22 protein-coding genes and 2 pseudogenes are annotated in these 22,326 nt (G+C 37.9%); 5 read left to right on the forward strand and 19 right to left on the reverse strand.

Features of this window, described 5'->3' with window-relative positions; genetic code table 11:
* Nucleotides 1-30: 30 nt before the first annotated feature.
* Nucleotides 31-717 (reverse strand): glycosyltransferase family 2 protein, encoded by a 687-nt coding sequence (locus tag AC6HZ4_RS14555; protein ID WP_497490296.1) that lies wholly within the window; start codon nucleotides 715-717, stop codon nucleotides 31-33.
* 13 nt (nucleotides 718-730) lie between these two features.
* Nucleotides 731-1,000: a phosphomannose isomerase type II C-terminal cupin domain gene (locus AC6HZ4_RS14560; RefSeq protein WP_497495721.1), complete on the reverse strand. Its 270-nt coding sequence runs from the start codon at nucleotides 998-1,000 to the stop codon at nucleotides 731-733.
* 549 nt (nucleotides 1,001-1,549) lie between these two features.
* Between AC6HZ4_RS14560 and AC6HZ4_RS14565 the strand changes: the two genes are divergently transcribed.
* Both AC6HZ4_RS14565 and AC6HZ4_RS14570 read left to right on the forward strand, forming a co-directional pair.
* The gene (locus AC6HZ4_RS14565; protein ID WP_497490297.1) at nucleotides 1,550-2,638 is read left to right on the forward strand and encodes a HupE/UreJ family protein; all 1,089 of its coding nucleotides are present in this window, start codon (nucleotides 1,550-1,552) and stop codon (nucleotides 2,636-2,638) included.
* A gap of 119 nt (nucleotides 2,639-2,757) precedes the next feature.
* Entirely contained in the window at nucleotides 2,758-4,398 is a 1,641-nt protein-coding gene (locus AC6HZ4_RS14570) for a bifunctional metallophosphatase/5'-nucleotidase (RefSeq protein ID WP_497490298.1), read from the forward strand.
* 176 nt (nucleotides 4,399-4,574) lie between these two features.
* On the opposite strand, the gene AC6HZ4_RS14575 is transcribed toward AC6HZ4_RS14570, so the two are convergent.
* Both AC6HZ4_RS14575 and AC6HZ4_RS14580 read right to left on the reverse strand, forming a co-directional pair.
* Complete coding sequence (locus AC6HZ4_RS14575; RefSeq protein ID WP_497490299.1) at nucleotides 4,575-5,243, reverse strand: YwrJ family protein; 669 nt, start codon at nucleotides 5,241-5,243, stop codon at nucleotides 4,575-4,577.
* A gap of 91 nt (nucleotides 5,244-5,334) precedes the next feature.
* Nucleotides 5,335-6,456 (reverse strand): hypothetical protein, encoded by a 1,122-nt coding sequence (locus AC6HZ4_RS14580; RefSeq protein ID WP_497490300.1) that lies wholly within the window; start codon nucleotides 6,454-6,456, stop codon nucleotides 5,335-5,337.
* Between the two features lie 283 nt (nucleotides 6,457-6,739).
* On the opposite strand from AC6HZ4_RS14580, the gene AC6HZ4_RS14585 reads away from it, so the two are divergent.
* On the forward strand, nucleotides 6,740-7,015 hold the full coding sequence (locus AC6HZ4_RS14585; RefSeq protein ID WP_497490301.1) for a hypothetical protein: 276 nt from the start codon (nucleotides 6,740-6,742) through the stop codon (nucleotides 7,013-7,015).
* Between the two features lie 141 nt (nucleotides 7,016-7,156).
* Here the strand turns inward: AC6HZ4_RS14585 and AC6HZ4_RS14590 are convergent, their stop codons facing one another.
* From AC6HZ4_RS14590 to AC6HZ4_RS14600, 3 genes are all read right to left on the reverse strand, one after another.
* The gene (locus AC6HZ4_RS14590) at nucleotides 7,157-7,732 is read right to left on the reverse strand and encodes an LOG family protein (protein ID WP_497490302.1); all 576 of its coding nucleotides are present in this window, start codon (nucleotides 7,730-7,732) and stop codon (nucleotides 7,157-7,159) included.
* Nucleotides 7,733-7,996: 264 nt separating this feature from the next.
* Complete coding sequence (locus AC6HZ4_RS14595; protein WP_497490303.1) at nucleotides 7,997-8,914, reverse strand: NAD(P)/FAD-dependent oxidoreductase; 918 nt, start codon at nucleotides 8,912-8,914, stop codon at nucleotides 7,997-7,999.
* A gap of 154 nt (nucleotides 8,915-9,068) precedes the next feature.
* Nucleotides 9,069-9,878: a CsxC family protein gene (locus AC6HZ4_RS14600; protein WP_497490304.1), complete on the reverse strand. Its 810-nt coding sequence runs from the start codon at nucleotides 9,876-9,878 to the stop codon at nucleotides 9,069-9,071.
* Nucleotides 9,879-10,224: 346 nt separating this feature from the next.
* Here AC6HZ4_RS14600 and AC6HZ4_RS14605 point away from each other — a divergent pair, with 346 nt between their 5' ends.
* On the forward strand, nucleotides 10,225-11,394 hold the full coding sequence (locus AC6HZ4_RS14605; RefSeq protein ID WP_497490305.1) for an LL-diaminopimelate aminotransferase: 1,170 nt from the start codon (nucleotides 10,225-10,227) through the stop codon (nucleotides 11,392-11,394).
* A 553-nt stretch (nucleotides 11,395-11,947) separates the two neighbouring features.
* Here the strand turns inward: AC6HZ4_RS14605 and AC6HZ4_RS14610 are convergent.
* The 4 genes from AC6HZ4_RS14610 to AC6HZ4_RS14625 all read right to left on the reverse strand — a co-directional run bounded on the left by AC6HZ4_RS14610 (nucleotide 11,948) and on the right by AC6HZ4_RS14625 (nucleotide 14,680).
* Nucleotides 11,948-12,106: a hypothetical protein gene (locus AC6HZ4_RS14610; RefSeq protein ID WP_497490307.1), complete on the reverse strand. Its 159-nt coding sequence runs from the start codon at nucleotides 12,104-12,106 to the stop codon at nucleotides 11,948-11,950.
* Between the two features lie 604 nt (nucleotides 12,107-12,710).
* A complete protein-coding gene (locus AC6HZ4_RS14615) occupies nucleotides 12,711-13,256 on the reverse strand; it encodes a GNAT family N-acetyltransferase (RefSeq protein WP_497490308.1) in 546 nt (181 codons plus the stop codon).
* Between the two features lie 44 nt (nucleotides 13,257-13,300).
* Nucleotides 13,301-13,858 carry a recombinase family protein gene (locus tag AC6HZ4_RS14620; RefSeq protein WP_497490309.1) on the reverse strand — a complete coding sequence of 186 codons (558 nt, stop codon included), beginning with the start codon at nucleotides 13,856-13,858 and terminating at the stop codon, nucleotides 13,301-13,303.
* 141 nt (nucleotides 13,859-13,999) lie between these two features.
* The gene (locus tag AC6HZ4_RS14625) at nucleotides 14,000-14,680 is read right to left on the reverse strand and encodes a gamma carbonic anhydrase family protein (RefSeq protein WP_497490310.1); all 681 of its coding nucleotides are present in this window, start codon (nucleotides 14,678-14,680) and stop codon (nucleotides 14,000-14,002) included.
* Nucleotides 14,681-14,728: 48 nt separating this feature from the next.
* Here AC6HZ4_RS14625 and AC6HZ4_RS14630 point away from each other — a divergent pair.
* Nucleotides 14,729-14,962, forward strand: a pseudogene (locus AC6HZ4_RS14630) (DUF3900 domain-containing protein); the annotation flags it as partial.
* Nucleotides 14,963-15,184: 222 nt separating this feature from the next.
* On the opposite strand, the gene AC6HZ4_RS14635 reads toward AC6HZ4_RS14630, so the two are convergent.
* From AC6HZ4_RS14635 to AC6HZ4_RS14670, 8 genes and pseudogenes are all read right to left on the reverse strand, one after another.
* Nucleotides 15,185-17,686: a U32 family peptidase gene (locus AC6HZ4_RS14635; protein ID WP_497490311.1), complete on the reverse strand. Its 2,502-nt coding sequence runs from the start codon at nucleotides 17,684-17,686 to the stop codon at nucleotides 15,185-15,187.
* Nucleotides 17,687-17,945: 259 nt separating this feature from the next.
* Entirely contained in the window at nucleotides 17,946-18,347 is a 402-nt protein-coding gene (locus AC6HZ4_RS14640; RefSeq protein WP_497490312.1) for a cytosolic protein, read from the reverse strand.
* Nucleotides 18,348-18,436: 89 nt separating this feature from the next.
* Complete coding sequence (locus AC6HZ4_RS14645) at nucleotides 18,437-18,694, reverse strand: hypothetical protein (RefSeq protein WP_497490313.1); 258 nt, start codon at nucleotides 18,692-18,694, stop codon at nucleotides 18,437-18,439.
* Nucleotides 18,695-18,904: 210 nt separating this feature from the next.
* Nucleotides 18,905-19,111, reverse strand: coding sequence for a YozQ family protein (locus AC6HZ4_RS14650; protein WP_497490314.1), 207 nt, complete (start codon nucleotides 19,109-19,111; stop codon nucleotides 18,905-18,907).
* A gap of 313 nt (nucleotides 19,112-19,424) precedes the next feature.
* The gene (locus tag AC6HZ4_RS14655) at nucleotides 19,425-19,715 is read right to left on the reverse strand and encodes a YjcZ family sporulation protein (RefSeq protein WP_497490315.1); all 291 of its coding nucleotides are present in this window, start codon (nucleotides 19,713-19,715) and stop codon (nucleotides 19,425-19,427) included.
* 119 nt (nucleotides 19,716-19,834) lie between these two features.
* On the reverse strand, nucleotides 19,835-20,290 hold the full coding sequence (locus AC6HZ4_RS14660) for a hypothetical protein (RefSeq protein ID WP_497490316.1): 456 nt from the start codon (nucleotides 20,288-20,290) through the stop codon (nucleotides 19,835-19,837).
* Between the two features lie 20 nt (nucleotides 20,291-20,310).
* The gene (locus AC6HZ4_RS14665; RefSeq protein WP_497490317.1) at nucleotides 20,311-21,075 is read right to left on the reverse strand and encodes a hypothetical protein; all 765 of its coding nucleotides are present in this window, start codon (nucleotides 21,073-21,075) and stop codon (nucleotides 20,311-20,313) included.
* Nucleotides 21,076-21,617: 542 nt separating this feature from the next.
* Nucleotides 21,618-22,064 (reverse strand): annotated as a pseudogene (locus tag AC6HZ4_RS14670) (M15 family metallopeptidase); the annotation flags it as partial.
* Nucleotides 22,065-22,326 lie beyond the last annotated feature (262 nt).

Genomic DNA, 22,326 nt, shown 5'->3' on the forward strand with positions numbered 1-22,326 from the left:
CCTCCTTATGTTAATCGTTAGGCATACAATCTAATCTAGAATGAGCGGCTTGTAGTCGTCCGTTTTGCAAACAAAAGAAGATTTTCTCAAGAGGATCATATTACTAACATTCCACGTATGATGTCCTAATTTCGAAGTTCTTAAGCATACATAATTCCTTTTATCTGTGGAATATAATTTAAAATTATTTTTTATACACTGCCTTAAAAAAATGGTGTCTTCCCCAAGATTTAATTTAGGAAATATTACTTTTTCACAAATTTTTTTCTTAAAGACCAGTGTAGCTCCCTTTAATCCTTGTCTTACCAACATATTTTCTTTACCAGGCTTATTTATGGCAAGTATTTTTTCATCTTCAAAGTACATGTAGACTGTTCTTTTACCAACTACATCTGCCTTCGTCTTTTTTAAAGCTTCTATTGAGTGTTCGAGGTAATTAGGTGCATAATAATCGTCATCATCGAATTTTGCAATATAATCGTACTTCGTTTTTTGTATGGCAAAATTAAGACATTCTCCCAAGGTCCATACTTCTGGTAATTGATAAACAGAAACATTTTTATAATTTCTTGCATTCGATTTCCATTTGCTTATATTTAAATCATCCTGGTTTAAAATAATAATGAGTTCTTTATCTTTCCAAACTTGATTGTTATAGTTTTTAAATACATTTTCCATAAAATGCTCTCTTATCGTACAGCATATAATTGAGATCATTGATATCTCCACCTTATTTACAGCATTGTATCGCTTCTTCCCAGGAGCAGGTAATCCGTAGGATATCCTCTTCTACAAGTCTGGATCCCAGTTGTACCTCAATAATTTCAAGCGGGATTATAGCCTTTACACCATGTTTGGTACCAATTGGAATTTGAATAACATCACCAGCCTTGATCGGTAGTAACTGATCGTTTAAAACAACCTCCCCTTTACCTGAAATGAAAGTCCAGATTTCCTGTCTGTCATAATGCAACTGGTAACTAACATTTCGATTGGTGATATTTTGATATTTCGGTTAAAGATTCCATTCGTTCAATCGTCTTTAACCTCTCTAATACTCTCACATATTTTGTTAATAAAGTGGGTCTTGATATTCTATGAAGTTCAAATAGAAGATATGTAAATTATTAAGTGGAGAAAAGAATAAAACTGAGTGCTATAAACAGTTCTGGTGCAAAACCCCAAAAACATTTGTAACTAATCTCTAAAGCTCGGACATACCGATACTATTACTCTAAAAAAGAGGTGTGATCAGTATGGAAAAGCAAAATTTGTTCAAGTGGAAATATGATCATCCTAACATTATTTTGTTAACAGTATCATATGTTTTTTTCGTGCTGATTAAAATAGATTGTCGAAGACTTGTGCCTTGATTAGCAAAATGGAAACCATGAGCGATAATGCTCCTATCGAACAAATCAATTTTGAACCATTGAAACCTATTTTCCAGCATAAATAATATTCTTTTCTTCTCGATTAAACCTTTCTTACACTGATGACATTTTAATATTTAAATTTATTTATTCAATAAATCTTAGGGGAGAGCACATTGAAAAGAACATATTTACTTCTCATTTCGATTATCACTTTTCTAGGATTGTTCGGTTTATCCTCCAATACCTATAAGGCGTTCGCACATGCCGGAAGCTACGGCTTTGCTAAAATCGCATCGGACGGAGATAAAGTAAAAATCACCCTCCTTATCGATTCATTATCCATCACCGAATTCCCAGGTGTGGATACCAATCATGATGAGATAGTCGATCAAGGTGAATTGAAAAACGCCTACGACAAAGTGATCCGTCCCTACATTGAAAAAGGCTTGATAGTGAAAAATAACGGCCGCGTTTTACCTATGACCCATGTAGATCAATCGGTCCCCCAACTAGCAATGATTCAGATAGATTTATTATTTAAGGATTCTTCAAAGCTCGGGACAGTATCAATCCTTTATAATTTGTTTTTTGAACGGTCCGAAAACAAGCATACAAATGTAGCCGCTTTTCAATCGTTAGACGGACAATCGTTCGAATATATATTTTCTAAGGATAAAAATTTATGGACAGGGACATTTGGGCAAGCCCCAGGATTTTTTGACGTGGCTCGGCAGTTTATTCAGCTTGGACTTGAACACATATTAACTGGGTACGACCATATTTTGTTTTTGCTTGCCCTTTTATTGGTAAAAATGAAATTTCGAAGTATAGCGGCCGTTGTCACGTCCTTTACTTTTGCGCACAGCATCACGTTCATGCTAGCAGCTTTTGACATAGTGTCCCTGCCTTCCCGTTTTATTGAAGCAACGATTGCTCTAACCATCTGTTACGTGGCGCTGGAAAATCTTTGGTCAAAGGATCATCAGCACCGCTGGGCTTTAGCGTTTGCCTTTGGATTGATTCACGGATTTGGTTTTGCCGGAGCGCTGCAGGAAATTGATTTACCTAAAAGTCACGAGCTCCCTGCGCTGCTTACATTCAACCTTGGGGTTGAATTGGGGCAATTACTCATTGTGCTTTGCATCTATCCTATATTGGGGAACCTGGAAAACACCCATTGGTGGCCAAGAGCCGTACGGATCGGTTCCATCCTTGTAGGATTTGCTGGAACGTATTGGTTTGTGACGCGTGTTTTTACCTAAAAATTATCGCTGATAAATTATATATTTAACTTAATATTTATGGAAATATTAACTAATTTTAACAATCCCTCCTTATGCTAAAGTAGTAACCTAATAGAAGTTTGGGAGGAGAGAACTGAGTGAGAGAAACTTTGAATTGGAACGCATTGAAAAAAGCAATCCCTGCTTTTGTTCTTACGACCACATTATCTGCGGGTTTTATTTTGGCCTTCGGGAATTCTAAAACGACAGGCGTACCCAAAAACATCGAGAATGATAAGAACCGTTTCATTCAAGTGCAATTACTCGGCATTAACGATTTACATGGACAATTGGAAATGACCCGCAAATTTAACGGAAGGTATATAGGCAAAGTGGAATATCTCGCTGCCTATTTGAAACAAAGGAAAGAGGAAAACAAAAACACCCTTTTGGTCCATGCTGGTGACATGGTTGGTGGCAGCGCACCTGTATCTTCGCTTCTGGAGGAGGAACCGACGATTGAGGTGTTGAACAAAATGGGCTTTAATTTAGGAACATTAGGGAATCACGAATTCGATCGGGGGGTAAAAGAAATGATGCGGCTGATCTACGGCGGGACCAATCCGAAGACAGGGTACTTTGAAGGTGCTCGATTCCCTTATATATGTGCGAATGTAATTGATGAAAAGACTGGTAAGCCGATTCTCCCTCCCTTTGAAATTAAAAAGTTTAATGACATACCTATCGGATTTATCGGTGTTGTATTGAGCGATACACCCAAGATTGTGTCTCCAAGTACATTAACGGGAGTCAAGTTCACAGATGAAGTGCAAGCCATTAATAAAGCGGTTACAGAACTCAAAAAACAAGGCGTTAAAGCTATTGTCATACTTGCACACAATGGCGGCAGCCAGTCTACCCCGGATGGTGCCGCTACAGGAGAAATCATTGATATGGCCAAAAAGGTAGACGATGAAGTAGACGTGATGTTTGCCGGTCATACCCACACGTATCTTAACACGAAAGTAGATGGAAAGCTGCTTGTTGAAGCTTATTCTTACGCAACAGCTTTCTCCGATGTCGACCTAGAGATTGATCCGATCACTAAAGATATCGTGACCAAAAAAGCTGAAATTGTGACCGTCTATCAGGACGCTATCAAACCGGATGAGGAAATCAAGGAAATGATGAAAAAGTACGAAGCTAAAGTCGCTTCCATCGTTAATAAAGTCGTTGGAACGGCTGCAACCGACGTTACCAGCGTTCGGAACAAAAACGGTGAGTCCGCTTTGGGAAATCTGATTGCCGATTCTCAACGAACAGCCATGAATTCTGACTTTGCTTTTATGAATCCTAGTGGAATCCGCAACGACATCGAAGCTGGAGAAGTCACCTGGGGAGAGTTGTTTACCATTCAACCGTTTAAAGAAAACCTCGTCAAATTGACTTTGACCGGCGACCAAATTCGCCGCCTCTTGAATCAGCAATGGCAGCAGCAGGGAATAGTTCGTATGCTGCAAATTTCCGGTTTGAAATACACCTGGGACGGAACTAGAGGTCTTGGAAACAAAGTCATTGATATCTTCCGCACTGATGGGATCCCTATTGACCCTAAAGCAAAATACACTGTTACAGTAAACAGCTACCTGGCTAACGGTGGTGACGATTTCACCGTTTTACTTGAAGGAACAGACAAGGTGGACGGTCCGGTTGACATCGATGTGTTTGAAAATTATTTGAAGCAGCTGAAGCAGCCATTTACTTCTCCAATTGAAGGGCGGGTCAAGAAAATTCAATAACTAAATGTTAGGACACCTTTTATATTTTTAAACCGCTAGAAGCAGAAAATTAAAATAAAAACACCGTTCCTGTTTATGAGGAACGGTGTTTTTTATTTGTGATCGCAACGGTAAAATAAAAACATAAGAAGCAGAATTTCGCTTGTCTCCAAATCAAAACATAACCCATTGAATAGTTATGGAAAATAAACAGACTTAACATGAGAAATTTTCCAATAAACAAGTTCCCCATTTGCCATTACAAGCTGTGCCATGCTATTTTGCACTTGCTTCAATAGACCTGTTTTCATCAAATGATCCCCACAGTCAAATATAACGAGGCTTCCTTCGAATTTCTTCAGTTGTTCCTCCAATGACCTTTGCATTGGCGAGTTTGTAGGCTTAACAGGCAACGCCTCATTTCCTAATGTATACGGAGTAAGATCAGAACGATATGGGATTAGCCATTTTAAATGATTTAGCGATATAAACATTGTCTTATATATTGGGGAATAAAATACGAAATAATCATTGAGTATGTTGGTAATATATCCATGAATAGGTTTATTTCCGCTTACATATATTTGTACAAAACGTCCTTTTGCATTTAATAGCGTTTTTCGGTAAGAAATGTCATTTTCATCGTCACGGAACGGGATTTCTATCTTAACGCCTTGTAGCTCGTTATTCAATTCTGTACTAAGCTTTACATTTTGAATATGCACATGAGGGATATATAAATAATCCCTCCCATTGTACAGGACGATGATATCTAAGCCTAAATCTACTAGAATCCCTTGTAAAATTATTCCTCCTGAAATCTCCAAATCAATTTGTTTCCCGACAAGTTGTTTTAAATGGTACATACTTTCCTTCCTTCTAAACAAACTAAACAAATTGTGAAAAGCGATGGAGATGCAATGCATGCACATCCACCGCCGTGTTTATAGCCTGCTGTTAATAACGTTTTCCCTGTTTCCAATAATAGTCAATAGATTCAACTACTGTTTCACGTGTATAACCATAGCTGCTTTTATTGTTTTTATATTTATCGCTGGATTTGTCTCGGTACTTGCCGTTATACTTGTCTCTGGATTTATCACTGGATTTGTCGTTATACTTGTCGCTGGATTTGTCACTGGATTTGTCGTTATATTTGTCACTGGACTTATCGTTGTACTTGTCGTTGTCGTTGTTGCTATCCTGCTTATCTGTTTCATTTTGGACATATTCACTAGTAGTGTTATCCTGATTTTTTTCGTTCTCGTAATTTTGTGTGTCCCCCCCATAATTTCCCATTCTTTTCTTAAATGAACCCTTTGGTCCGCAGCTGATACTTTTAATATGATAAGGATAAATACGAAGTACCTCGTCATTGTTAATAAGTGTATAATGTCCTCCTGTACCTTCAGAAAGAACCCCTTCAACTGCATCTGGGCCTTTACCATTAATAGCTACCCATTTATGAATCATGTGGCTAAATACATTATGAAAGCTGCTAGCTGCTACATAATCTAACTTTATGCTTTCTTCTATAGTCTCTTCATCCAGCTTCATACTTTCTTCTATAGTCTCTTCATCTAACTTTATACTTTCTTCCGCAGTTTCTTCGTCAGGTGCTATGGTAATACTTTTTATGTGAGTAGTATTGAAAAATACACATCCATCATCTTCTGTGAACAAAACAATATAATCCGCAACAGCATCTACTACTCGGCCTGCTCTTGAATCTGGCCCTTGATTTACACGAACATGTTGATTGATAAGTTGCTTTAGCAAGCCTCGGAAATTATCGGCTTGTACACACGGGATATCATCTTCTTTGTGTTCATAACAAGAGCTTAAATTTTCTTTTACATTCTCAGTAATACTTTTGATATGATGTATATTATAATAAACAATAGATCTAGGCTTTTGTACATATAGTGTAATGTAATCGGAGTGAGCATCAAGAAGCTTTCCGATTTTGCAATCTGGTCCCTTTCTATATACTTGAACTTCTCTCCCGATTAAGGATTTCAAAAAATCATAATGAAGATAAGAACCAAATGACTCATGATTATGGTGACTTGTCGACAAAACCATTTCCTCCTTGTTTTTATCCATAAGGGTTGTTTACACTGCATATATACGTGCCCTAGAGCATGTTTGCTATAAACAAATGTCTTGATTTATCGAAAATTCAACTAAAGCCTATAAATCTAGTAAACATATACCCGATTACAGCTGTGTATCTCTACAGAAAAAGTCATTGTATAGTGATATAAATACAAATTTACACAAATGAAATTTGTTGAACATTATTAATTTTATGTTAATATAATGTAAACGATTTATTATTTTTTGTAGAGTGGGGATAGCAATGGAAATTAAAACGTTTTGCGGGGAATTTCATTTTGCAGCAATGGACTTTATTTTTTGCCTGCTTGATGAGATTGCGACAAAAATTCAGAAAAAGGTTTTGTTTTATGAGGAACAAATTTTAAGCTATGCTCGTAGAAAGTTGGATCATTTCTTTCTAACAGTTCGTTTAACACCAGCGGTTTTGTGTACCTATAAAAATGAACTATGGAGCACTCTGATGTTCAAGTTAAAACATATAGTAAAAGAAAAGCAGGTACTCAAATGCGCGCAATAAATAATAATAAATAAAAAAACTCTCCCGCATATCATTTACGGAAGAGTTTTTTATTTATTCCCATTTAAACGCAAATCTTGTCTTTCTTATCCATAAAAAATAAAAGGGAATTTTCCCTTTTTATATGAGTGGCTGTGTTGCCTATTCACTCATCTCCCATTTGTTCAGCTTTGAGATTTCTTTTGCTTCTAGCAGCTTCAAAAGCGAGACCGGGTCACTATCGATGACCAGATTTTCAATATATTGCTTCTTCAAAAATCCTTCTTCCTCCATATTAAAAAGGAGCTGCATGAAGCTGTCATAGTATCGGTGCATATTGAACAAAGCAACCGGTTTTGAATGATAACCGATTTGTTGCCATGTCATGACTTCAGCAAGTTCCTCTAATGTACCAATTCCTCCAGGCAACGCGATAAAAGCATCTGCCATCGCATACATTTTTGCTTTTCTATCATGCATGTGTTCAACAACAATTAAATTTGTGAGCTCGATATGGTTAACGTTTTCGTAAATCTTTTTTGGAATGATACCGGTAACCTTTCCGCCTTGTTCCAAAACAGATCGGGCCAATTCCCCCATCAACCCAACATTTCCTCCCCCATAAATGAGCTCGATGTCACGGGCTGCTAGAGTTTTTCCAAGAAGCCTCACATCATCTATGTACTTGCCGCTTTTGCCGAAACTAGAACCGCAAAACACGCATATTTTCTTCAACATCGCACGCCCTTTCTGTATGTAGTATGGTTTCTTTATTATTATATCTGCTTACACAATCGGTGTCATGATGAAAACGCAGTTGAAAATTACTGTTTGAGATATCCTTTGTTATGGTATCTGCTTCAACTGATTATCACCTGCTATCCTATTTCTACATAAAACATGTACACCCTTCAGAAGTGTGCATGCTTTTACCCTACAAATTTCGAACCTATCATGTCATGTTTACATAATATATTTACAATAAACAAAAAAGATGTCTAACTAAGACATCTTTTTTTCTTCGAGCAATCGCTTATGAATCCAAATGGCAGCCTGCGCACCCTCCCCCATTGCAATTGTGACCTGCTCCGAATGAACGGCAACGTCACCAGCTGCCCATATATTCCTAATATTTGTTTCTTTTGTTCGAGGATCAGTTATAATATGTTTATTTTGCAACAAAGAAACACCAAGTTGATTAGCGAGCTCGCTGCGGACATGATTGCCGCCAAACGCAATGAAAGCCCGCTCGCCATTTACGATCTTTCCGCTTTGCAATCGAACACCTTGAAATAAAGAGCCGTCTTGTACGAGAACCTCTTCGATTTTTTCTTCTATGCAAGAAATTTCAGCAACACGAAGTTTTTCTTGCACATCATCTTCAAACGGAGTACTGTCATGATTAATGTATACGATGTCCTTCGTCCAATATGTAAGGGCAAGTGCCATTTCTGCTCCGGTTTTACCGGCACCGAGCACAAGTACACGCTTATCTTGAACCTCATAGCCATCGCAATCTGGACAAACGTACACGGTCAGCCCTAACCCATCTTTGATGTGTAAAATATCTGGAAGCCTATCCATAATACCTGTTGCAAGTAAAATAATTTTTGCCCGATATATTGTACCAGATTCCGTTGTTAAAATATATAGTTCTTGTTCTTTTCCTATTTGTATGACCTTATCTGTTTGAAATTGTACCTGGTAACGCTGAGCGTGTATTTTTCCTAAAGATCGAAGTGTTTCTCCGCTCACACCATCTGGCCATCCTAATATATTATGATATCCTTTACAAAGATTAGATCTTCCATCATTGGAATCAACTACAAGTATGCTGTGTTTGTATCTTCCGAGCTGGACAGCCGCTTGCAGACCTGCTATACCTCCGCCAATAATGATACATTCATAATGTGCCCTCATATTTTTTCCTCGCTATCATCAATATCTATTTACCACATAATATGTACGAAGTGGACTTGAAGTATGTTCGAAATGTTCTTTTTACCGATTTTCATGAATAGCACGAAATTCTAAATAAAAAGCCTGCGTGATATTCGCAGGCTTCTCAATTAGATTAACAATATCTCTTTTTAGACTTCACATTGACTTGTTGATTTTGCAATACTTTTACAGTTAATTCAATTACCATTTTTTCTTCTACTCTAGTGAACGTTCCTTCTTCAAACGGAGAAGTTAATACTTCGCCTCGAGCGTTCATAACACGGCCCATTTGACGATCTAATGCTTCATCGTACTCAATGAAGCGGCTTTCGATTAACTCACAAAACGGAAGTTCATTAAAGTGCTCTCCGCTTAGCTGGTCAAATTGAGAGAAGTCGCCAGAGAGCAAGTGCTCTTTTTGAGAAAATCCTTGTGGAAGTGGTGATTGGTTAAAGAATGTAAAGTTGCGTGTATCTGGATTTGTTTTGAATTTAGGGAAGTTTAAGAAGTCGATTGCAGTTACACCAGTAAACGGGATGTCAATTGTGAAGGAACGGATATTAGATAAAACAGAGTTGCTTGTTCCCATAGTCGGAGTAGCATATTGAATGTTTTTACGTACAAATCCTTTAATAAAAAGCTTGTTAGTTGGAACTAATAAACGACATTGTACAATTTTCAAATTCTTTTTAATTTCTTTAATTTCCAAAACTGGCTCTGGGAAATTGATCACTGTGTCTACATCAATTTGTACTTTTGTTTCACCTAATACAACCGGTATTTTCGCAAATACATCGCCTTCTGTAATATCTGGCTCTACGTTACGATTTGATAATTCTGGAAGGACACTATTAGAATGAAGGCCAGGAAAAAACGGAGTTGGTAAAGTACTTGAGCATTGTTGTCTGCCCTCTAAAGAACCTTTAGAATGTTTTTCTGACATGGAAGCCATCCTTTCGTTTGTTTATGTTGCATTTTCAATATTATGTATACGCGGAAAAATGGACGACGATTGGACAAATATCCTAGGACAAGAGCATAATTTAGTAAAAGTTTGCAATTTTTTTTGAGAAAAGTCATCTTTATTTCCCTGACACTTTCCGCATAGGGACACATAACTAGCTTTATATTTAATTTATTGCATTGTACATTCCCTTTCTAATAACGTTTGATATATAGGTGTTTTAAGTCTGTAATGGAAAAAACATATATAACCTGTTAAAATACTGAAAGTGTCTGAAGTTTTAAAAAATAGAAAACACGGAAGCCGGTTTTTGGGAGGTACATTTATGGAAATGATATTAGCTAATCGTATGGAAGCATTCAAACCTTCCATTTTCAGCGAATTAGCAGCTTATAAGCGAAAAAAAATCGAGGAAGGCTGCACTATGATAGATTTAAGCATTGGCAGCCCTGATATGCCTCCACCTTCCTTTGTAACAAATATGTTGTCAAATGCTGCTAAAAATGGTAATGAGTACGGATATTCTCTTGCGGGTACTGAGGAGTTGCATAAAGCAATTGCTGATTATTATACAAACACATATGGCGTTACTCTTCAGCAATCACAGGAGGTTTTAATGCTGATGGGATCGCAGGATGGTCTCGTTCATTTGCCGATGGTATTCGCCAATCCAGGAGACTACATTCTTGTTCCTGATCCTGGTTATATAGCATATGCAACTGGAATTGCAATGGCAGGAGCTATTCCTTACTTAATGCCGCTGCAAAAGAAGAATGGTTTTCTTCCTGATTTATCCCTTATTCCAGAGGATACTGCAAAACGTGCAAAACTCATGATTTTAAACTTTCCAGGAAATCCAGTTCCGGCTATGGCCAATGCAGCTTTTTTTTCTGAGGTTATTACTTTTGCGAAGCGGCATAATATTATCGTTGTTCATGATTTTGCATACGGTGAGTTGTACTTTGATGGAAAGAAGCCAATTAGCTTTTTATCAGTCTCTGGCGCGAAGGAAGTGGGGATTGAAATAAACTCATTATCTAAAAGCTTTAACATGGCCGGATGCCGAATTGGTTATGCAATTGGGAATGAGAAAATTATTTCTGCCCTCGGACAGCTAAAATCTAATTTAGATTATGGTGTGTTTTATCCAATTCAACAGGCGGCTGCAGCGGCCTTGCGAGAAGGAGCGATATTTTGCGAAGAAAGCAGAAGGATGTATGAACGAAGAAGGGATATACTTATAGATGGACTGGAGGCCCTTGGCTGGAGGGTTGATAAACCTGCAGGCAGCATGTTTATTTGGGCTGAAATTCCAAACGGGTGGAGTTCTCTCGATTTTGTCTATGCACTCATAGATCGTGCTAATGTGGTAGTAACGCCGGGGCATGCTTTTGGACCTTCAGGAGAAGGCTTTGTACGGATTGCTCTTGTTCAAACAGAAGATAAGCTTCGTCTTGCATTAAAAAATATACAAAAAAGCGGAATATTCAACTGAAAAAAGTGGGCAGGGAAATCCCTGCTCATTGATACATCTTTACTTCTACGATACGAATTCCCCAATTTCCTTTAATGGCTTCTCCCGTATCAATTGCTTTAGCGCTCCCATGCTTTTGCATCTATACAGGATTTCCAAACGAAACAATACTTGAATCAACAGTGGTAACCGATAACCTTTTTTCCATGAACTGCACGAGAAAATACTAGACTATTATTAGAAATTAGAATAGTAAAAGTAAAAAAATGATCAATATTTTCTTTGTTGTTTTATTTTTTTGTTTTTCAAATTATTGCGGTAATTGATATTTCATTAACATGCTGGTTCTTTAAATCTGTACTTATAATTAATCTTTGAGAAGATTTTCAGCCGCTAATTCAGTTCTTATAGAATTTTTTAATATTTATTGCCCGAATTATAATATGGTCATTGAAATTTTCAAGATCGCAGAATTGTGATAACTCTTTGAACCGTTCAATGTGTTTAGGTTATCTACTATCTTTCTCCCTCTCAACAAAATAAAAAGCACCCATGAAAGGTGCTCTCGAAAGACTTATTTATTCTCCTCTTCTATCTCTTCATTCTCTTCCTGCTGTTGTTCAGACGGTTCCTCTGTTGGGTCCGGCTCATCATCATCCACTCCGCATCCAGTCAAAATCCCAAAAGACAAGAGAGCCGACATGAGAGCGAATAAATATTTACGCTTCTTCACCCTACTTCACCCCTTTCGTTCATCTCTTCCAGTTAGCATCTCCCCCTTTTGTTCAATAGATACAATTTAGAGTGAAAAACCGCCTGCAATAGTAAGATGAAATGGGCAAAGCTTTCGCTTTATTTAGATACCTCGTGCGCACTTTCCCGCGTAACCTGTGCCAAAGCAGGAAGTATCATACTTCAAACGCTTCTTGAAAGGCCCTCAGTCGAAAAGAGAACGTTACGGAACGAACCGTACCCGTACGTTTTAATATCCTTTATTCTGATTTTTAACGTATAGCCTAATGGACATTTGTACGATTTACATTTTCTTTTTTAATTAGCTGTCCTCTCGTAACACCCAACTGGTTTGTTGCCTTTAAAGTACGCCATACGCTTGTTCCGCTTCGTTTCCCTTGCAGCGCTTTGTAAACATCATAGGAACTCAGTGATATCAAGGGTTTCTTGTGTGATTGTCTTAATTTTAGCAAAGTATTCCTATACGTATCAAGAACTTTATTCAATGTTTTCATACTGGGTATCCCCGTTACTGCTGCAGTAAGACAACGAAAAACATTCTCATTTCGGAAGCTTCTAGTTACCATAACGCCTGTTATTGGAAGTCAGTTTACTTTATTTAATTCCTCATTACACAATACCGAAACGTTATTCCAACCATAAGCCACATCGTCTACTACGGTTTCTCCAAACGTACTGGTCCTACGAATATATTCCTTTCCTCCCATTCGTCTATAAAAACCAAGTCCAGACTTATTTTGTTCCATAACCCAAACCATCATAGAATATATGCCTTTTTCTTTAAAATGCTGAGCAATAACTGAAAGCAGTTGCCTGCCTACACCTAACCCTCTACAATCCTGTGAAAGATAGAGTGCATATAATTCACCATCAAAATGTTGCTCTTCAATGCTTCTTCCTGCTGCAAAGCCTATAATTTTCCCTTCACCGTTCATGGCTACATACATAAACGGCTCATTTTCGTTATCTAAAAACTGATTCCAGCGTTTTTCAGCCTCTTCGTATGATAGTTCATCGAGATATTGGTCTGGCATTAAGCCCCGATACGTAGTCTTCCATCCATCAACATAGACCTTTGCTACACCCTCTATATCCTGTTTACTTGCTTTTCTAATTTCCAAATGAACCACCTCACCTAAAAAAAGGAACTTAATAGAAATGATTATACCATTTCTTATTTCACTGGTAGCTTGTAATTTTTATTATAATACAGTACGTGAAATTCACCAATTGGTTCAATACAGTCAGTGATGCCGCATATAAGAATTGAACGTTCCGTCCCACAATCCATCAATTGTACCGCTGTTATCTCTTCAGCTTTCCACTGCTTGTAGAACCTCTCCCAGTTCTTTGGCATCGCTATAGTAGAACGACCAAATTTGACTCCTTGCTTCTTTGTTACTGCGATGTCCTCGGCTTGCCTTGTCTTGATTTCCTCACGTTCTTTTTCAGCGAATGCAGTAAGCAACGTAAGGATGATTTTTTGAATCGCCTGTTTCATGATGTCGTCCTGCTCGTTGCTCGTGTTTATCATCGGTTCTTTGATGAAACGCAGCTGTACTCCATTTTTAACGAACCAATCATATTCGCTCATAGTCTCATTCATATTGCGACCCATGCGAGTGATGGAATCAAACACGACTGTATCCCCTTCTCGAATCATTTGCTTTAACAATTGATACTGGGGACGGTCGAAATCTTTTTCCGCTTGCCTTATCGATGAATAGGTCACGTTCTCCGATACCCTCGGCTTTCATCGTCTCAATTTGTCTTGCTTCGTTTTGCTCTTTGGAGTTAATATGTTTTTATAATACTAAAGAAGCTGTACATTCTCTTTATACAGCTTCTTTAGTATTATAAAAACTCCTAATTCTCAATGATTATAGGGCATTCCGCAAGAACAGCGATGCGAACCAAATAGTAAGTTATAAGAAGCAGGAAATTCTTGATTTACACGTTGTACTTCTCGTGCAAATTCTTTATCGTCTTTTGGCACTCGACAGAGCGCGTCTGCTTTTTCTTGCGTGTCTATGTTAGCTCCGGGAGGCACAAATCTATTTGCCGGAATACGCACACCATTTGTTACTACTGCATTATATGAAATAAATGTTCCTTCTCCAACAACTGCATTGTACACAATTGACTTAAAACCGACAAATGTCTTATTTCCTATATAACAAGGACCATGAATGAGAGCGCCATGTGCAATACTTACTTCGTTCCCGATATAGATTGAATACCTTTTACCATCAACACAAAAGAATTTGTTCAATAAACCATGTAAAATAACTCCATCTTGCAGATTTGTGTTTGAACCGATGTAAAACGGAGTTCCTTCATCCGCACGAATGCTCACATTAGGAGCTACATATACATTATCCTTAATTCTCACATCGCCTATCACACTAGAAAAGGGACTGATGAAAGCTGTTTTATCAATTTGGGGATAACGTTGAATCGGATTAAATGAAGTAATAGGATTGGGACTGATAAAGGGAGCAAACGCCTGATAGTCGCTGTCATAATTTCTTTTTACTTTCTGTTTTTCGTTCAAGAAAATATCTCCTTTAAAATCATATATGCAATATTTTATGTACGGCTGTTGAAAGATAGTGAAGGCTATATTTTTGTGAAGGATTTGCTTGTAGATTTTTGGGAGCAGATTCATATTGCGAAGGTGAATGAACGGTATATGCTCATGATTGAGGCGGATACGCTGTTGTTTGAAAAAGGATTTTCATCGATTGAGTTTTTAAAGCCTGAGAAAATGGAGGATGTGATTGAGAGGATTGGGCGGAAGGTGGAGATTCCATTATCCCCAAACGTATTAAATTAAATTCTTTTCATCGTACACACCTTTGTTCGTACTAACTACTAATTATATCTACTACAAATAAAACAAAAACCATGCTCAATAAAAAGCATGGTTTTTGCCTCTAAAATTTATCAATACGATTCGGTCTTTTGAACAGTCGATTTGTTCTCTCCACTTCAGCAAATACACTATGTTCTTTGTTCCTCTTTTCAGCGTATGAGAAAGTTTTTTAAACACCATATTTTATTTTTGCAACGTCTTAGAACTGTGATTTGCCTTAATTAATTGTCCTCGCGTAACACCGAGCTGGTTTGTTGCCTTTAAAGTGCGCCATACGCTCGTTCCGCTTCGTTTCCCTTGCAGCGCTTCTTGGTATAATGCTATTACCTCTTTCACTTTATCTGCGCCTTCTTCAAGAAACTCTATACGATAATACTGAACACCATGCTGTATGAAATGATTTAAGTATTCAGCTCCTGATTGTTCAATCGCATTATATACGGTATTACGACAACCGATATCTACTCTTACCGGGTGAGACATACCAATACGATCTTGAAGAGAAACTCGATGCGTTTCGCAGGGGCGACCACAGTTTGTAAAATCAGTACCTTCGCTTAAGAATGTACAATATACGCAATGTTCTGTGTGGAACATTGGTAAATGTTGATGGATAACAATCTCCATTTGGTCTGTCTTTGCTATTTCAAGCATATCCATCATCTGTTGAATATTTAAATCGTAGGATGGTGTAACCCGGTCTAATCCGCGCTCTAAAAACATCTCAACTGCTTTATGGTTTGCAATGTTCAAGGAGAAATCTCCAATGAGCGGTAAGGATAGCTGTTGTTCAATATAGTAATGCGCTGCTCCTAAGCTTCTTACGAGAATAGCATCTGGACTCGCCTTTACAATACCGTTTAAAATGCCATTTTCCCCCGGCATATGAATGCGTGGTGTTGCTAAAGCTATTTGCTTTCCTGCTTTGCGTACAGCTTGTACTGCCTTCGGATAATCTGTTGTAAATTCAAAATCCGCATAAATAAAGGTAACGTCTGTTTCACATGCTGCATAAATTTGTTCCATTGTGCGGCAAAGCACAAACAGTTGAGGAGCTTCTGCATTTGCGCGTTTCTGTGTTTGAACTGCTGTTGATACTGAATGCTTTTTATATTGCTTCGGTTGCTGTCTCAGCGCAAGCAGCGCATCGGAAGCTTCGCGGCGCATACGATTCAATTCCTTTACAGGAACGATGACATTGCCTGAAAAATGCGCAGTAACATGTGCCAGTTCAAACACAGTGCCTCCTAAGCGGCCCCATTGCTCCTGCAAGTATTCTGATGTTAGCGGTCGTTTCAAAGCCTCCTGCAGCAGTTCTTTTGATTCAATTGTTACAGTATGACCTGTCGCTTCATCACGCCACACGGAAACGAGGGACTTTCCTGCTTTTCCATATGCATCAATCGTTATAGGGAATAGCTTATACGCATGCTCAACTTCAAATGTTTTACGCAAACGACGGTCTAGTTCTTGATCGCTCGTTTTCCAAATACGATCGCCAACACGTACCTTCGTTAAATTTACATCATGACGACCTGGAACAATTTCGATCAAGCCATTCTGTATTTCGCCCTCTACTTTTTGTCCCTTTTTACGAAGGTCATAGATGCGGCCTCCTTCTTCTTTTTCCTCAGGACGACCAGCATCAAAGACAATGCCGTCACCGCGCTTTACCGGTGCTTGTAATTCACATAATACAGCATCCTTTAATACCTTTTTCACCGTACCTAAAAACACGCCGCGGCTTTTTGGAAATGTTCCATCAAGCAGCTGTTTATGATTCGTTCCGCTTAAAAATCCATATGTGAAACCACGGCTGAAGCTTTGCTCTAGCTCGCGCAATTCTTCTTTTGTAGGGCTGTAATCTCGACCGGCTATATACTCATCAATTGCTTTTCGATACTTACTTACTACGTTTGCTACGTATTCCGGAGATTTCAAACGACCTTCGATTTTAAACGTAGAGACGCCTGCTTCAATCAAATCGGGTACCAGTTCTAATGCAGCCAAATCCTTTGGAGACAACAAATATGCAATATTCCCCATCTCTCGCTTTTCACCATCTACAATTAAATCGTACGGCAGGCGACATGCCTGTGCACATTCCCCGCGATTTGCAGAGCGTCCACCCCACATTTCTGAGGTTAAACACTGCCCAGAGTATGATACACACAATGCACCGTGCACAAATACTTCGAGCGGCACATCTGTTTTATTTGCGATGGTTTGAATTTGCTTTAAGTTGTTTTCACGACCAAGCACTATAACCTCTAAATCATACGGCTTTAAAAATTGTACAGCTTCTGGAGATGTAATCGTCATTTGAGTAGAACCATGGATTGGAAAGTCAGGCGAAATTTCGCGAATCAGTTGCACTAATCCCATATCTTGCACAATAAGTGCATCCACTCCTGCATCTATACACGCTTCTACTAGCTTGCGCGCATCCTCTAGCTCTTGTTCAAATACTAATATGTTAAACGTAACGTATCCTTTTACATTGTATTTGTGCAAATATTTCATCACGTCTGGCAATTCTTCCATCGTGAAATTTTTCGCACGTACACGGGCGTTAAATTTATCTACTCCAAAAAATACGGAATCTGCTCCGTTAGCAACAGCGGCGCGCAAGCACTCCCAATTGCCAACAGGTGCTAATAATTCTACTGCATGTTTGCCCTTCAAACATCTCAATCCTTCCTGATTTAAACTCACGACTTTAATATTACTGTATAAATGGCTTGTTTACAAATGTGTTTGTATATGATTATGAGGAATGTAAAAAACTAACTAGTTAGTTTTTGATTACGATACATGAAATTCCTAAAAATAATAAGAACATTGATATCCATGTAGTGTTTATTGTTTGAAATATTATTTTATAGTTTTATTACGGTGCGTGAAATTAAACTTTGCAAGAAAAAGAAGCGGGCACAATCCCGCCTCACACTTCTACCCTCTTCCCCTCTTCTGCTATATGATAAAGCAAATGAGCAAGATGATGAATAGAACCATATTCCTGCTCCTCTTCATTTTCATCCTCTTCCTCTTGGAATTCAAGATCATTTAAATATAATGCCATGAATTCATAAAAATCCTTAAGCTGAAACGAATAACAAGCAATCGGATCTTCTCCGTCTTCTTCATACTGCAAAGATAAGTAATATTCTCTCCCATCTGCATCTTCCGCATCAAAAAACACGAAAAAACCGATATTTGTATCAAGCTCAAACAAATGTCTAGTTCCACCCTCTGTGACTCGTTCAAAATCATCTTCATTTAACTTTTGTACCGTTATTGCCGGCATTTCATCTTCATCGTGAAATGATACAGTAAAAGATTCCATGTTACCACCTCCACATATAATGTCTCTAGGATGCACAATTTTTTTTGGCTTCAAACAATTCTGCATGGCTGCATTTTCACATAGAAACCTTATCCCTTGTACTGCAAGTACCCATCTAGCAGCTGTTTTTTCATTTGTACATGCTTGTCAGGATCACGTAAGGAATCAATATATAAATGGATTGCAGCCCTCGCTTTTTCCCGAAACTTCGCTTCTTCTGCCAGCTTCTGCAAATCCTTTGGTACAAACAAAAGCTGCTCTTTCACCCTTCCCTCTAGTTCATCCCCTGTATATCCTTCTTGTTCAAGCTTTTGTCTTATCCATGCCTGAAAGCTGTTTTCTTCCATATGTATCTCGTCCTTTTTGTTCGTCTTTTTTTGTGGTTATTGTACCTATTTCGTTTTACTCTTGTACAGAGTTTTATTAGCTTTTACAAGACGTCTAACTGCAGGTTATCCTGCCAAAGAACGAAAATTAAAAGTTCGCTATTTTTTGCTGAAACATTACTACATAAATCATAGAAAACGAAAAGGAGCACAGCAAATGCCCCTTTCTGTCTATTCAAATGTTTCTAAGCCATCCTCTAACACTTCTGCTGTGTTTTTTTGCAAAGGCATCGTATCAATTGTACCATCCGCGTACATGCTGTTTACTTGTCTGTGTGTAATCGCAAAGCCTTGCACGCTTTCCGTATCGGTATGGTGCTCAGCTGGATTGTAGTGCAATAGATCCGTCATAAATAAACTTGGTTTATTTTCTGTCATATGTTGCTCCTCCTTTAACTATTTTCCTATCTAATTTCTGTTTAAATAGAGAAAAATATCGTAGGAAGAATCATCCAATATCTCCTCTGATGAATACCTATAAGGTATCTTTGTATAGAATTCTTTAAAGTGAAACCCAAAATTTCTTTGTCACTCAAGACTTTAGGATTTGTAAAGGAAAATTGCTTAAAATTATAACATTATTTAATTACAGTAAATGAAATTTATGTTAGATTCCTGTATAAAAATCATTCAGAAAATAAAAACCCCTGTACGACTACAGGAGTTAGAGAGAAATGCCTGTGGTTATTGTTTAGTCATTATAACCACAGAAGGTACAAGCGCCTATAATAATCAATAAGATAAAGAGTACAACTATAATCGCGAAGCTGTAACCATAACCTCCACAACCGTGTCCATAACCGCAATAGCCATAAGCAGGTATAGTGTAACAGCTATAAAACGGAACAGGCTGAACAGGAGGTATATTTTCCCCGTAATGACTATGAGGCGCATTGTTGCTATAAGTATGTGCATTTGACATCATTGCAGCTCTTCCCTTCGTTTGTAAGGAGGGACGCTTTGAACGGATACAATATATCATACGCCTATAAAGAAAACATGAGCGCGTCTATTTCTTTATTTTTCAAAAAAGGTCTTAAGCCAAAGCGTTTTCTCCGTCCCAAAACGCTTGTCTCATTCCACTTCAGAATTCTTTACTTTTTAATCATTTCTAATGCTGGTCATTCCTAATGCCGTATGATCCCACAAAATTTTTTCAACAGTTTCCCATTGGTGATGCTCACATCGAATCATGAGTACAACCTCTGATGTTATTTTTTTACGTCCTCGCTTATTCTTTTTAACAATCCACAATTTTATTAAGAATCCTAAGCATAATCCTGTAACAGCTCCAATAATTCCCCAAATAATAGGTCCCCATTTTAATACATATCCATAAATCGTCCCCAAAAGCATGAAACACGTACCTAGTATTGCTGCTATGTCAAACATGCTTAATCCATCCGCTCGGTGAATCGTATCGAATAATTGTCTTGGTTCAGTTTTTTTATCTAGGGGAGCTGCCAATATCTTTTCCTTTGGAATCCCATTTTTCTCTAGTGCAGCAATGGCGAGCTCAATGAAAATGGATTTTTCAAATGTACTGATCACTAACATATGTATTCACCTTTTCTTAATCATACAGGTAGTTTAAAATTGGGATTTTGATAATTCTGACGTAAATATGTAGAGAGCTCCTTTTCAAACAATTTATTATATTCAATTGCAGAAACATAAGCATCATATATGATAAATAAATATATGGAAGGAAGATATAGCGCCCATTGCATATTCATTACATTTTTAGCTTGTATAAACTCTCCAACCATCGTAAAATGAATTGCCTGCGGGATATGTCCGAAGTACAGGATTATGACTGTATAGCCAAACATAAAAAAACCCGTAATAATTTTATGGATATATAGATGCCCGAGCCCGGGAATTAAGGCCGACCATACTAAGGCAACCCACGGTATACGCTTATCTAAAAAATTAATATCCCAGGCATTTATTCTTAGAACAGGGATAGGAGCATCTTCCCAATCAGCTAATATAAAAAGTTTATTATGATCCACGGTTTTCCGATAGCCGTCCCATATTCCAAGCATATAGATTCCTATATATAAAATTAACCATTTTTTATCGAGAACTTCTTTAGCTGTTTCGAAGTCCCCTAGCAAGGAGTAGAGTATTCCTGAATTGATATGCGCATGATTGTTAATAAATGCTTCCCATACAATGAGAATAAACGCAGCCGCATAGCGGTCTAATAATAAATGTCCAAACCCCGGATACGAAAAGGCAAAAAAAGCGACAACCAAAGGATTTCGTAAATGGAGCTGTGAAGTGTTAAATTGTGAAAGATAAGCCCTTTGTCTTCGGAAAGTAGAAAATTGATTCATATTATCTACTCCTGCTTACTACTTTTTTTAATTCATTTACAATCGTGATTATATTCTTTTCAAAATTACGCAATATAGCAGCCTCCCAGCCTTTTATGAAATTGCCCGAATGCCAGACCTTTATCTCTCCTTTTTGCCGCCTAAATAGATTTCACTTGTATAATTATTTTTCTTTACTTTTTTTACCATTATTCATATTTCTTTTAATTTCAAGCAAACTTGAATTCATTTTACAAGTGCTCTTTGATAAAGTTGAACATACGCACTAGGTACAATCAGATATTAGACGATAAAACACAAAAAGCCCGTAGGAAACGGAATCCTACAAGCTTTTATTCCTCTTCGCCGTATGTTAGGGTATATCCACGATTCTTTAATTCGATCACGAGATGCTTCGCGTTCTGTAGATCTGTATGAATAACGAACAAATAAGGGTCGTTTTCCGCAGGGACTTGGTTCGCTCTGTACGTTTTAAGAGCAACACCTTCACACTTAAACCCTCTATTCTCAAATTCTTGTACAAGGGCCTTTGCTTGCCAAAAAGCAGTGTTCGGTATAATTACTTTATAAGGTGTACCATCGCTTACACCTTCTAACACTTTATCTGTCCCATAGCCTTTATAATTATACTGAAGATGCGGATTATCGACAAAGCCACTCCATTCTCCTCCCCACTCAAAGCCAATGGATTTTGCATAAGCAATTGCAGAACGAAATGGCTCTCTTCGATAAGCAGCTCCTGACCAAACATCTTTTCCGTCAATAATTGGAACGAAGTCCAAAGCTTGACCTACAAGATGATAAGATCGCAGTGTTTGTGATACCCCTCTTGCGACATTTGCACGTTGTTGCTCTAAAGTACGAGTGGTTTCATAGATTAATATATCCACATTATGGTCAATACAATACTGGTACCACTTATAAGCAGCAGCCCTCGTATTTGGAGCCAACTTGTCCAAATTCGCTCGGTTCCGTTTGTCATATGTCATCTGAAATGCCATTACACATCTTCCCCTTTCGTATTTTTATGATTTGTCCAAGCTCTTAGTACCATACCAGCAGTCAGGTGAGTTATAAAAAGCAATTATCTCTCCCTACCCTATAGTACGGCAAACAAGGCTGATGAGTGATAGGGCATTCAACTAGTTTTTCCAATATTAAAGCCCATTTTACGTTTTTAGAATCCTGAATGAATGAAAGAAAGCTGCAAAAAAAAAAGAGAGCTGCATATATGTCAGCTCCCTGTTAATT

Source organism: Ectobacillus sp. OTK (assembly GCF_059698935.1).